The organism is Streptomyces typhae (assembly GCF_009755605.1).
Classification (GTDB): Bacteria; Actinomycetota; Actinomycetes; order Streptomycetales; family Streptomycetaceae; genus Streptomyces; species Streptomyces typhae.
In genome coordinates, this window is the sequence record NZ_WPNZ01000024.1 from 75,569 (window position 1) to 89,056 (window position 13,488).

The following is a 13,488-nucleotide window of genomic DNA, read 5'->3' on the forward strand; positions in this document are numbered from 1 at the left end:
GCCCGTACGGTCGACGGCGTCTGCCCTCGCGCGGGCCGGGGCGCTGCCTACCCGGCCTCGTGCGGCGCGTCCGGCAGGGACTCGGCGTTGACGGCGGCGGCCACCGCCCGCACCTGCGGGGCGCTGACGACGCCGTAGTGCGTGGCGTCGAGGACGTCGCAGGACCTCAGCCGCGGCAACTCCGCCCGCCAGGCTCGCTGCTGGTCGCCCACCGGCCCCGGCGGCGGCAGGTCCGCCACGGGACGGCCCGCCAGCCACACCCGCGCGGGGGTGCCGGTCAGCCGGGGCAGCTCGTGCCGCGCCATGCCTGCCACGTTGGCTCGGCAGCAGCGGGCGAGGCGCCGCGCGTACGCCGTGGCCGCCTCGGCCGACGGACCCGTGGCCGCCCCGGCCGACGGACCCGTGGCCGCACCGGAGCCCTGCCCCAGCTCGTGCGCGAAGACCGCCTCGAACTGCGTCTCGTCGTACGCCCGGAACAGCCGCGCGGCGTCCGGGGGCGGCGGGTCGAGCAGATACAGCCGGGTGGCCGGGCGCCCCGACGCCTCCGCCTCGGCGGCCATGGCGTGCGCCACCCAGGCGCCGAACGACCAGCCCGCCAGGCGCCAGCGCCACGTGCCGTGCGGGAAGCGGGCCTGGAGCGCCGCGTGGTAGTGGCGGGCCCGTTCGGCGATCGACCAGCCGGGCAGGTCCGCGCGGCGCAGCGCCGGGTCGGCGATCAGGCAGACCGTGAGGCGGGGGTCCAGCTCGGAGACCAGGGCCCGGTACGCCTGGATGTCACCGCCGACCGGATGCACCAGGCAGATCAGGTCCCGGCTCGTCCCCTCCTGCCACACCTCCACGGACACGAGGTGCTCCGGCACGGCGGCGCTGAGGCGGGAGCGCACCTCGTTGAGGCTGACCCGGTGGCTCAGTTCGGAGAGTTCCACGTCGACGCCGTAGTGCTGCTCCACCTTGGCGATCAGGTCGAGCAGCGTCAGCGAGTCGGCGCCGTGGTCGTACAGCGAGGCGTCCGGGTCGAGGCCGTCGACGCCGAGGAGGGAGCGCACCCAGCCGTCGAGCCGCTCGGCGACCTCATCGGTGCTGCGGCCGGGGGCCTCGTGCGGGGCCGGCGGCGGCCGGGTGTCCGCGGGCGCCGCGTAGAACTCGCGTGCACGCTCGATGCCGGTGGTGGATACCAGGAGGTGCGGCAGGCCGAGGTGCAGCGCCCTGGCGAACAGCCGCTGCCCCTCCGCCACCGCGAGGCCGACCGCGAGGTGCGCCTGGTGCCGGGCGTCGGTCGGGAGGGCGTCGCGGGCCATGCCCGCCTCGCTCCAGATGTCCCAGCCGATGCCGAGCCGCACCGTGGTTCCGGTGTCGCCCGACGAGTGGCGGGCGAAGCCGTCGAGGAGGCCGCCCGCGGCGGCGTAGTCGAACTGTCCGACGCCCCCGAACTGCGCCGCCATCGACGAGCAGTACACGGCGAAGTCCGGGCGGTGCCGCTCCACGAGCCGCTCCACCAGGAGAGCGCCCCGCAGCTTGGCCTCCGTGACCCGCCGTACGGCGGCACGGTCGCGGCGCGCGACGAGGCCGCCGCCCGCTTCACCCGCGGCGTGCACCACACCGTCGACGCGGGGAGCGCAACCCTCGATCCGCTTCAGGATCACGTCGAGCGGCTCCGTCGCCAGATCGGCCTCGACCAGCTCGACGCGGTCGGCCCACGGCGCCAGGCCGTCGGGGAGCCGAGGGCGCCGTGAGGTGAGGACGACCCGGCAGTCCGACCGCGCGAGCAGCCAGGCCGCGAGTGCGCCGCCGATCCCGCCGGTGCCGCCGAGCACCACATAAGTGCCGGTCCCCGCGTCGGGCGTACCCGGTCCCGTCCCCTCGGACGGACCGGGTACGCCGGGTACGCCGAGCACATCGGGTACGTCGAGTACGTCGGCGGTGGGGACGGGGAGCAGTGCCTGCCGCCACCAGTAGCCCTTCCGCAGCGCCAGCCGCCGTGGCAGGGCCTTCGAGGCGTCGGCCCCGGCGGTCAGCGCGGCCAGGGCGGCGGCCCATTCGCCGGGGTCAGCGGAGGGCAGGTCGAGCCAGCGGCCGTCGACGGCGCACTCCTGCGGCAGCACCTCCGCGGCGCCCGCGAGGAGCCCCGACTCCGGTCGCAGCACGTCGCCTTCGACCGGCTGGGCGCGGTACGAGAGCCACCAGGGCCGCACGCGCAGCACGTCCCGGACGTCGGCCGCCGCCTGCGTGAGGGCCGCTGGGGTGTCCAGGCAGGCCCACCGGGCGCGGTCGACGCTGTCCTCGCCCACGGGGCCGGCCACCGCGAGCGGCAGCGCGTGCAGCCAGTCGACGTCCGTCGGCCCCGACGGACCCGAGGAGCCCGCGGCGGCCAGCGCGTGGAGCAACTGCCGCAGTGAGGCGGGCTCGGCGGGATCCACCTCGTAGACGTCCTCCGCGACGCGGGCGAAAGCGGGACCTGCGCCGACCCGTACCACCCGCTCGTACACCGCGGCGAAGGGGCGCAGCGCCTCCGGGGGCAGCGGCGCGGCGGCCATCGCCACCAGGAGCGCGGGTGTGCGCGGACCCGCCGGGGTGCGGGCGCGGCCGAGGCGCACCCAGTGCGGCTGGTGCAGCCAGTCGGCCTCGGGCAGCCGCTGCGGCCGGCCGGTGCCGCCTTCGGTGGCCGCCCCCGCGGCCGCGGGGGCGGCGCGCCGGAAGTCGTACTCGGTGAGGTGGAAGGCCGGTGGGGGGAAGTCCCAGGGTGCCTGGGCAGGACCCGGGGGCCAGACGACGGTCCGGCCCGCGAGCCAGGCGTCGGCGAGCTCCGGGGCCGCCGTGCGGTGCGTGGCGGTGCAGGGAGTCGGATCCGCTGGGGCTGCCGTGTCCACGCCGGGCGCTTCGGCGGCGGCCAGCGTACGCAGCCAGGCCACGGCGGCCCCGGCGTCGGGGCAGACCGCCGCGGCCCGCCGGCGCCGCGCGGGCCGTCCGGCCTGGAGATGGCGCAGGACGCGGCCGTACGCCTCCGGGCGCGCCGCCAGGTAGTCGGCGACGCGGGCGGCGTCGGCGCGCAGCCCCGCGGAACTGCTGCTGGACAGCACCAGGCAGTACGTCGGATCCGGCTGCGCCGCCGGGACGGCCTCGTCAGGGGCGCGGGCTGCTTCGAGTACGAGATGGGCGTTGGTGCCGCCGATGCCGAAGCTGCTCACGGCCGCGACGCGGGGCCGCCCCGCGGGCCAGGGACTCGCCTCGGTCGGGATGTGGAAAGGGGCCGCGTCGAGGGCGAGGTGGGGGTTCAGCCGGTGGAAGTCCGCGGTGGGCGGGATCACCCCGTGGTGCACGGCGAGCGCGGCCCGTACGAGTCCGACGACGCCCGCCGCGGCACCGAGATGACCGATCTGGCTCTTCACCGACGTCAGCGCACAGCGGCCCGCGCCGCCCGCGTCGTCCGCGCTCCCGTCGCCCGCGCGGTCCGCGCCGTCCGCACCCGGCGCGTCCGGGAGCCCGAAGGCCTGCCGCAGGGCACCGACCTCGACGGGGTCGCCGAGCCGCGTACCGGTGCCGTGTGCCTCGACATAGCCGATGTCGGCGCCGGTACGGCCGCTGCGGCGCAGCGCGGTACGGATCACCTCGCGCTGCCCGGCGAGCGACGGCGCGCTGTAACCGATCTTCCCCGCGCCGTCGTTGTTCAGGGCCGAGCCGGTGATCACCGCGTACACGGTGTCGCCGTCCCTGCGCGCGCTCCGCAGCGGCTTCAGGACCACCACGCCGACACCGCTCGCCCCGACGGTCCCGTCCGCGTCGTCGCTGAACGGGCGGCAGTGTCCGTCCTTGGAGAAGATGTGCTGCGGCCGGTAGGCGTAGCCGTCGGTCAGGAGGGTGTCGACGAGCACGCCGCCCGCGAGCATCACGTCGGCGTCGCCCTGGCGCAGCAGCCCCGCCGCGACGTGCACCGCCACCAGCGAACTGGCGCACGCCGCCTGCACGGTGAAGGCGGGGCCCGACAGATCGAGGTGGTAGGCCACCTTGGTGGTGAGGAAGTCCTTGTCGTGGTGCAGGGCCATGTGGAAGCTGTCGGGCACCTGCTCCGGGTCGCCGTCGCGGAGCAGCGACTGGAAGTAGGTGTTCTCGCCGCACCCGGCGACGAGCCCGACGCGCCGGGCGGCCGGGTCGGTGACACCGGCGTGCGCGAGGGCCTGGACGGAACTCATCAGCAGGTGCCGCTGCTGCGGGTCCATCAGCCGGGCCTCCTGGCGGCTGATGCCGAAGTGCTCGGGGTCGAAGGAGAGCAGGCCGGACATCTGGCTGCGCGCGCCGACCAGGCCGTCGGCGGCGTCGAAGTGCTCGATGCCGCGGGCGCCCGTGCACACCAGGTCCCAGAAGGCGGCGAGGTCGTCGGCGCCGGGCAGCCGGACCGCCATGCCGACGACGGCGACGGGTTCGTCGGCGGCGGGCACGGGCTCAGGCGCGCCCCGGGTGACCGGGCCGGGCACCGTCGTTCTTTCGAGGAACGCCGCGAGCCGCCGCACCGTCACGTGCTCGAACAGGTCGGGGACGGTGAAGCGCAGGCCGGGCTCGGCGGTGCACCGCAGGTGGAAGCGCATCAGGTCGAGGCTGGACGCCCCGGCGTCGAAGAAGCGCTCGTCGGGCCCGACGGGAAGTCCGACGACCTCTTCGAACAGGGCGCTGAGCCGGACCTCGGACGAGGAGAGGCCCGCGTCGGCATCCGGCCCCGTGACCGCTTCGGGGTCCCGCAGTTCTTCGCCGGGAACGGTGAGCGCCGCCCGCCGGTCCAGCTTGCCGCTGGGGGCGAGGGGCAGCGCGCGCAGCCTCCGGAAGCGGTCGATGCGGATGTACGGGGGCAGCAGGGGCGCCAGATGGCGGGAGAGGACGGCCGGGGTGACGGCGTGCGGGGCGGCGCCGTCACGCAGCTGCACGCAGGCGACGAGCCGGTCGGTGTCGTCCCGTACGACCACGGCGTTGGCGATGTCCGGGTGCCGGAGGAGCGCGGCCTCGACCTGCCCCAGTTCGAGGCGGTGGCCGCTCACCTTGATCTGCTGGTCGTCGCGGCCCAGGTAGTGCAGCAGGCCGTCCGCGTCGAAGCGGGCCACGTCGCCGCTGCGGTAGAAGGTGCCGAGGCCGGGCAGGTCGACGAAGCGCTCCGCGTCGAGGGCGGGGTCGCCGAGGTAGCAGGGGGCGGCCATGGGACCGCCGATGAGGAGCCGGCCGGGACGCCCCGGCGGTACGGCTTCGTCGGCGTCGTCGACGACCCGCAGCCAGGCGCCCGCGACCGGGCGCCCGATGGCGGGCCGCTCCGGCCAGTCCGCCGGGTCCCCCTCCAGGCACAGGGCGCTGACCACGTGTGTCTCGGTCGGCCCGTAGTGGTTGAACAGGCGTGCGCCGGGCAGCCCGGCGAACCAGCGGCGGATGGCGTCCGTGCACAGCAGCTGCTCGCCCGCGGTGACGACCTCGCGCAGCCGCGAGGGGTGGCGGCCGAGGCGGACGCCGTGTTCGGCGAGGACCTGGAGCGCCACGTACGGCAGATGGAGGCGCTCGATCCCGTCGGCTTCGAGCCGGTCGAGGAGCGCGGGCGCGTCCTGGCGCAGACCGGGACGCACGAGATGGAGCAGACCGCCGCCGCACAGCGTGCCGAAGACCTCCTGGAAGGAGACGTCGAAGGACAGCATGGCGAACTGCTGGGTGACGGCGGGCGCCGCGAGCCCGCCGGACTCGCGCTGCCACTGGAGCAGATTGCACAGGGTGCGGTCGGGCACCCGCACGCCCTTGGGCACGCCGGTGGAGCCGGAGGTGAACAGGGTGTACAGCGGCCGCAGTCCGTCGTGCGGCCCGGCGTGCGGCCCGCTGTGCGGCCCGGCGTGCGACCCGCTGTGCGGCCCGCTGTGCGGCCCGGCGTGCGACCCGCTGAGCGGAGGCAGCGCCCCGGCCGCCGCACCCGTGGCCGGCGCGGTGTCCGGGAGCACGACGGGACGGCGCGGCAGCCCGGCAGGGGCGAAGGCGTCGAGCCCATCCGCGCCGGTCCCGCCGTTCCCGCCGTTCCCGTCCGTGCCCTTCGCCCCGCCGTTCCCGTCCGTGCCGATGGTGTCGTCCGGCGGCACCAGGACGCACAGCGGCCGCACCTGCTCCACGATCTGCCGCAGCAGCGCGGGCGGATAGGACGGGTCGAGGGGCACGGCGGTCAGATGGAGGCGGGCCAGCGCGAGGAGCGCCACGACGTGCTCGGGCGAGGCCTGGAGGTACAGGGCCACGTGCCGGGGGCCGTCGTCGTCCGCGGGCACCGGGTGCTCGTGCCGCAGCGCGGCGGCGAGGGCGGCGGCGTACGCGTCGAGTTCGGCGTAGGAGTACGTGCGGTCCGCCGAGGCGAGCGCCGGGGCGTCGGGGGTGCGGCGGACCTGGAGGGCGAAGCCTTCGGCGACGGTGGTGAACGCCGGGGGGACGGCGGGGGCGCGGCCGGGTTCGGGCAGGGCACGGCGGTGGGGCGCCACCAGGTCGGCGAGGGTGGCGTCCCCTCCGGCGGCCAGCAGGTCGAGTGCGCGGCGGAGAAGCCCGTCCAGCGCGGTCACGTCGGCGGCGTCGAAGTACCGGGCGTCGTACTCCCACAGGCAGTCGACGTCCGTGCCGTGCTCCACCACCGACAGGGTCAGCGGGCACTTCGCCTCGCTCGGTGTCGGCCACGCGGGCCGTGCCGTGCAGCCGGGCAGGGCGAGAGCGCCGAAGTCGGTGTTCTCCAGGACGAAGAGGAAGTCGAACGGCGACTGCCCGACGCCCGTGCCCCGGTCGGCGTGGACGTCGGTGAGGACGTGGGCGAGGGCGACGTCCTGCCGGTCGAGGACCGCCTGCGCGGCGTCGGCGTGCCGCCGCACCTGGGTCCGCAGCCGTTCGTGCGGCGTCAGGCCGAGCGGCAGCAGCAGCGTGTTCGCGAACATGCCGACGCTCGCTTCGAACTCCTGCACCGGCCGCCCCGCGACAGGCCCCGCGATCCGGGGCGCGGTGCTCCCGGTCACCCCGTACAGGCTCCAGGCGTAGACGCCGAGCAGCAGCTGGAAGCGGGTGAGGCCGAGGTCGGCGCAGAGCCGGTCGAGGACGGCCCGGCGGTCCGCGTCGAGCGTGGTGCGCAGCAGCCGGCCGGCGGACGCGTGCCCGGTCGTACGGGTCGGTTCCAAAGGAAGCGGCTCCCGCGCCGACGCGGCGTAGTGCTCGCGCAGTCCGGCCCGCTGGACCTGGTAGGCGTCGTACGTGAACCACTCGGCCTGCCAGGCCGCGTGGTCGAGGGGGGTGGGGGCCTGCGGTGCGTCCGTGAGCGCGGCCGGGTCCGGGGGCTCAGGCACCCGCGTGTACGCGGCGTACGCCGCCGACAGGTCACCGAACAGGACGTTCAGCGACCAGCCGTCGACAGCTATGTGATGCAGGAGCAGCAGGAGTTCGCCGCCGCCGGGGCGCGGTAGCCAGCACGCGCGCAGGAGCCGGGGATCGGCCAGGTCGAAGGGGGCGGCGAAGAAGTCGTCGACGAAGACGCGGGGGTCGGTGCCGGGTGCCGGGGGAGCGGTCCACGGGTCGTAGGCCTCGCCCACGAGCTGCCGCAGCCCCGCGGGCGTGGACACGAAGGCGGTGCGCAGCGCCGGATGCCGCGCCACGAGGGTGCGCAGGGCGTACCGGAGCGCGTCGGTGTCCACGGTGCCGTCCAGGTGGAAGGACATCGGCACGTGGTAGGCGCGGGAGTCGGGCCGCCGCTGCTGGAACAGCCACAGCCGCTGCTGCTCGGAGGTGGCCGGGGCGGAGGAGGCCCCGGCGGAGGCGGCCACCGGCGGGTAGGGCGGCCCGTCGCCCGCACGGCCCGCTTCGGTCGCGGCGGCGAGCGAGGCGAGGTCCCCGCGCAGGATCAGCGCCTGGGGCACGTCGGGGCCCCAGCGCCGCCGGATCTCGAAGCACAGACGCAGTGCCTTCAGGGAGTCGCCGCCCCTGGCGACCCACCGGTCGCCGAGGCGCAGGTCGGCGGCGTCCAGGATCCGGCCCGCCAGGGCGAGCACCTCACGCTGCCGGTCGGTGACGGGCGCCGCGTCCTCGTGCCGCGCGGAACCGGAGGCGGCGGTCCACGGTGTGCCGGTCCGGCTCAGGAGGGCCGGCTTGTCGACCTTGCCGTTGGCGTTGAGAGGTAACTCGGCCACCAGATACGCGCGGTGGGGGCGCATGTACGCGGGCAGGGTCGCGGTCAGGTGCCGGTCGAAGTCGTCGTACGACAGCTCCGCTCCGAGGACCAGATAGGCCAGGAGCTCATGGACGCCGTCCGGGTCGTGCCGGGTGCAGACGTAGGCCTGGCGCACTGCCGGGTGGGCCACGATCCGGCGTTCCAGCTCACCCGGTTCGATGCGGAAGCCGCGCACCTTGACCTGGCGGTCGGCGCGCTCGACGTACTCCACGCGGCCTTCGGTGTCGACGCGGACGAGGTCGCCGGTGCGGTAGTGGCGCGTGTGCCCGTCGTCGTCCCGGCCATCGCCCTCGTCGTGCCAGGGAAGTTCGTCGTGCCAGGGGAGCGTGACGAAGCGCCGAGCGGTCTCCTCGGGCAGATTGCGGTACCCGGCCGCGAGCGCCTCGCCGGACAGATACAGCTCGCCCACCTCGCCGGGAGCGGCGGTACGGGAGCCGTCGACGACCACGAGCGCCCCGGTGCCCGGCAGCGCGCGCCCGATCGGGATCACGTCGCCGTCCAGGTCGCGGGGGATGGGGTGGCACAGGGCGAAAGTGGTGGCTTCGGTGGGGCCGTAGACATTGTGGAGACGGGTGGGGCTCTCGGGGTTGTCGCGGAACCAGCGGCGGATCAGGCGGGCGTTGAGCTGCTCGCCGCCCACCAGGACCTGGCCGATCCCGGAGAAGCAGTGCGGGACCTTGTCGACGATCGCGTTGAACAGCGCCACGGTGATGAACAGGACATCTATCCGCTGCCGTACGAGTTCGGCCGCGAGGACGTCGGGGGTCTGCACGGTCTCGTCGCGCAGGATCACACAGCGGCCGCCCGTGAGGAGCGGCACCCACACCTCGAAGCTGAGGGCGTCGAAAGCGGGGTTGGACAGACAGGCGAAGCGCGCGCCCTCGCTCAGCCGGAGATACCCGGGGCGTGCGAGGCGCAGGATCCCGGCGTCGCGCACCTCGACGCCCTTGGGGCGACCGGTGCTGCCGGAGGTGTAGAAGATGAAGGAGACGTCGGGGTCGGGGCCGGGGCGCGCGGCCATGGCATCGTTGTCGCCGAGGCTGTCCCGGAGCAGCGTGTCCACGGCGAGCGGACGCACCCCCGCGGGCAGCGCGCCGAGGGCGTCGTCCGCGGCGAGCGGGCCGAGCGCGTCGTCGCCCCGCACCACCGCCGTGCAGGCGGCGTCGGTCAGGATGTGGTGCTGCCGCCGGGGCGGGCTCTGGGCGTCGAGCGGAACGACGGTCGCACCCAGACGCAGGACGCCGAGCATGGCGCAGACGAGCTGCCACGAGCGGGGCAGACAGACGGCCACGGCCTGCCCCGGACGCAGCCCGTGACGGCGCAAATTGTCGGCGACCGCCGCGCTCGCCGCGTCGAGTTCGGCGTACGTGAGGGTCCGCGGGCCGTCGACGAGCGCGACGGCCCCGGGGTGGCGGCGGGCCCGCGCGAGCACGGCCGCGGCGAGCCCGCCCCGCGGTGCGTACCGCTCCGCCGCCGAGTGCTGCTCTGCCTGCCGGTCCTCGCTGCCGGGTTCCTGGTTCGCGGACACATTCGCGGACAAAGCTGACTCTTCCACTCGCGGGCTCATTCGCAGAGGTAACGGAGAATGCGTGCGGGATTTCCCTCAGCAGAGCGGTCGAGTTCTGGAGGATTCGCATCCATGCACTCTGCACGGGCGAGAAGCGAGTCGCTGACGCGGAGCGCCGGTCACATCAACGGCCTATGCGACCGCCCTTGGCGATCATTGATCAGGCCGTATGCGTCTGTCAATGGACCCGGGCGGGACGAGCCTGGCATACCTAAATCAGTCATTTAGTAAAATTCCCCTTTTGTGATGCTACGCTCCGTTGCGGTCACCAATCCCGAGCAACGTGTGCGACGTGTAGAGGTGTGCGTGAAGGTCGTCTGCGTCGGAGGCGGGCCCGCGGGCCTGTATCTCTCGATCCTGCTGAAGCGTCAGGACCCGTCCACCGAGGTCACCGTGTATGAACGCAACCCGGAAGGGTCGACCTACGGGTGGGGCGTGACCTACTGGAGGGGGTTGCTCGACAAGCTCGGGGAGCACGATCCCGAGTCCGCGCGGGCCGTCGCCGAGCACTCGGTGCGCTGGAGCGACGGCGTCGCACACGTACGGGACGGCGCCCGGGACCTGATGACACGTCACCGGGGCGACGAGGGCTTCGGCATCGGCCGCCACCGGCTCCTGGCGATCCTCGCCGCGCGGGCCAGGGAACTCGGCGTGCGCCTGGAGTTCGCGCAGGAGGCCGCCCCCGGTGAACTGCCCGCCGACGCCGACCTGATCGTCGCGGGCGACGGCCTGCACAGCTCCCTGCGCACCCGCGACGCCGACCACTTCGGCACCGAGGTCAGGGCGGGGCGCAACCACTACACCTGGCTCGGCACCACCAAGGTCTTCGACGCCTTCACCTTCTCCTTCGTGCAGACCGGGCACGGCTGGGTCTGGTGCTACGCGTACGGCTACGGCCCGGAGGGCAGCACCTGCGTCGTCGAGTGCGCCCCCGAGACCTGGGCGGGCCTCGGACTCGACCGCGCCGACGAGGCGGACGGGCTCGCCCTCCTGGAGAAGCTCTTCGCCGACCTGCTCGACGGGCACCCCCTCATCGGCCGCGCCGACGCCGACGCCCGGCCCCAGTGGCTGACCTTCCGCACCCTCACCAACCAGCGCTGGTACCGCGACAACGTGGTCCTGCTCGGCGACGCCGCCCACACCACGCACTACTCCATCGGCGCCGGTACGACCCTCGCCCTGGAGGACGCCATGGCCCTCGCCGGCGCCCTGCGCGAGCACCCGGACCTGCCCGCTGCGCTCGCCGCGTACGAGCGGCGCCGCAAGTCAGAACTCCTCCCGATCCAGAGCGCCGCCCGCTTCAGCGCCCAGTGGTACGAGCACCTGCCGCGCTACATCGGCCTCCCGCCGCACCGCATGTTCGCCCTCCTCGGCCAGCGCCACTCGCCCCTGCTGCCACATGTGCCGCCCCGGCTGTACTACGGCATCGACAAGGCCGTCGGCCGCCTCGACGCCCTGCGGCGGCTCAAACGCTGGCTGGGACCGAAGGTGGCACGCGCCGCCATGTCGTGACGCCGGAGTCGGGGTCGATGTCCGCGGCAGCGGCTCCACCATGGGTGTGGGACCGCCCCGAGGACGGGGCGATCTACCGGGAAGCCGTCCGCGAGGCGCCTGGCGGGGACGGTGCGCGGTGCCACGCACGCGACTTCGTGGGACGCGTCCTCACCGCCGGATTCGGCGAGTACTACGACTACCAGGACGCTGTCGAACGGCACGCCGTCGCCGCCGAGGACTACGAGGCCGAGGGCCGGGAAGGGGCGCGACGGCCCGGCAGGCACCTGCTCGTGCGGGTGTGGCTGGTGACCCTGCGCCTGCAAGTGGTGTTCATGCGAAGGCAGTGGCGCAAGTCGCTCCCCGCCGCCCTGACCGCGGTGGGGAGCGACTGCGCATGACGCGGGGCCGCGCGGTCGTGTGCCGCGCGGCCCCGGGCCGGATGCGCCGGCGTGGCCGTCACTCCACGGCCCGACGCCCTCGGCGACGTGTCACACAGGGTGGTGACACATGCGGTGCTGTCACATGTGGTGGTGACACACGCGGTGGTGTCACACGTCCTCGGGCCGGATCCGGCCGCGCCAGCTGCCCGTCTCCAGGGACCGGTTCTCGATGAACTCCTTGAAACGCTGCATGTCGCCCTTCACCCGGCGGTCGATGATGCCCATCGTGTCGGCGGCCTTCTCCGTCATGCCGCCGGGCTCGACGTCCATCACGATCTCCACGCGGGTGTGCGCCGCGTCCAGGGCCTGGAAGCGGACCATGCCCATCTGCTTGATGTCCCCACTGATCGTGCGCCAGGCGATGCGCTCGTCCGGGAGCTGGTCGACGATCTCGGTGTCGAACTCGCGCCGGACCCCGCCGATCTTCGTCGTCCAGTGGTTGCGTCGCTCGTCCAGCTGGACGACTTCCTCGACGCCTTCCATGAACTGCGGGAACTCCTCGAACTGCGTCCACTGGTTGTAGGCAGTGCGAGCGGGAACCTCGACGTCCACAGATTCCGTGACCGTGCTCATCAGCGTGCCTCCAATTGTCTAGTGCACCTCGTGCACTTCATGTGCTTCGTGCTTCGTGCTTCGTGTACTTCGTGTACTTCGTGTACTTCGTGTACGAGATGCTTGCTTGCTTACGTCGTGCTGGGGCCCGGGTACCCCGTGTGCGCCGGACAACCGCCCCGACTTTGTGTTTCCGGCGCCCGGGGTCAGCCGAAGGCGTCCCTGAGCGCCGGGAGCAGCGTCTGCTCCGACCACTTCAGATACGGCTCCTGGGAGTCGCCGCCGATCTGCACCAGCGCCACCTCCGTGAAACCGGCCTCGACATAGGGCCGTACGGCGTCGACGAAGTCCTCCGGGGCGTCCCCGCAGGGAATGGCGTCGGCGACGTCGTCGCGCGTCACGAACTGCGTGGCACCGGCGAAGGAGTCCGGGTGCGGCAGCTCCGAGTTCACCTTCCAGCCGCCGCTGAACCAGCGGAACTGGTCGTGCGCCCGCGCGATCGCCGCGTCCCGGTCGGTGTCGAAGCAGACGGGCAGCTGCCCCACCCGCGGCTTCCCGGCGCCGCCGTGCCGGTCGAACGAGCTGATCAGCTCCGGCTTGGGCTCCGTGGCGATCACCAGGTCGGCGAGCTGCCCTGCCAGCTTGCAGGACTGCTCACCGGACACCGCGATCCCGATGGGCGGCGGCGCCTCCGGCAGGTCCCACAGGCGCGCCGAATCCACGTCGTAGTGCTTGCCGTGGTGGGTGACGTGGCCGCCGTCGAACAGCGCGCGGATGATGCCGACGGCCTCCTCGAACATCTCGTGGCGCACGTCCACGGCCGGCCAGCCGCGACCCACCACATGTTCGTTGAGGTTCTCGCCGGAGCCGAGACCGAGCCGGAACCTGCCCTCCGAGAGCAGTTGGAGCGTCGCCGCCTTCTGCGCCACCACCGCGGGGTGGTACCGGAACGTCGGGCACGTCACGTACGTCATCAGCGGGATGCGCGAGGTGGCCTGCGCCGCCGCGCCGAGCACCGTCCACGCGTACGGCGAGTGCCCCTGCGAACGCAGCCAGGGGAAGTAGTGGTCGCTGGTGACCGAGAAGTCGAACCCGGCCTCCTCGGCACCGACCACGTGCTGGACGAGCTCACGCGGCCCGGCCTGCTCAGTCATCATCGTGTATCCGATTTGCACCATGATGACCGCGTCCCCTCGCATCATCGGATGAAACAGCCGCGTCCGCCGTTCGCAGTA

The 13,488-nt window shown here is 73.8% G+C and carries 5 protein-coding genes; 2 read left to right on the forward strand and 3 right to left on the reverse strand.

All coding sequences use genetic code 11. The annotated features are described in order from the left end of the window. Positions 1-47: 47 nt before the first annotated feature. Complete coding sequence (locus tag GPA10_RS33165) at positions 48-9,632, reverse strand: amino acid adenylation domain-containing protein (RefSeq protein ID WP_343041610.1); 9,585 nt, start codon at positions 9,630-9,632, stop codon at positions 48-50. 435 nt (positions 9,633-10,067) lie between these two features. On the opposite strand from GPA10_RS33165, the gene GPA10_RS33170 reads away from it, so the two are divergent. Together GPA10_RS33170 and GPA10_RS33175 are read left to right on the forward strand one after the other, a co-directional pair. Continuing rightward, the gene (locus tag GPA10_RS33170) at positions 10,068-11,279 is read left to right on the forward strand and encodes an FAD-dependent monooxygenase (protein ID WP_343041611.1); all 1,212 of its coding nucleotides are present in this window, start codon (positions 10,068-10,070) and stop codon (positions 11,277-11,279) included. Between the two features lie 17 nt (positions 11,280-11,296). Beyond that, entirely contained in the window at positions 11,297-11,659 is a 363-nt protein-coding gene (locus GPA10_RS33175; RefSeq protein ID WP_157168704.1) for a hypothetical protein, read from the forward strand. A 150-nt stretch (positions 11,660-11,809) separates the two neighbouring features. Here the strand turns inward: GPA10_RS33175 and GPA10_RS33180 are convergent, their stop codons facing one another. Beyond that, positions 11,810-12,274 carry an SRPBCC family protein gene (locus tag GPA10_RS33180; protein ID WP_058847145.1) on the reverse strand — a complete coding sequence of 155 codons (465 nt, stop codon included), beginning with the start codon at positions 12,272-12,274 and terminating at the stop codon, positions 11,810-11,812. Between the two features lie 185 nt (positions 12,275-12,459). After that, positions 12,460-13,431 carry an LLM class F420-dependent oxidoreductase gene (locus tag GPA10_RS33185; RefSeq protein ID WP_157168705.1) on the reverse strand — a complete coding sequence of 324 codons (972 nt, stop codon included), beginning with the start codon at positions 13,429-13,431 and terminating at the stop codon, positions 12,460-12,462. Between the last annotated feature and the right edge of the window lie 57 nt (positions 13,432-13,488).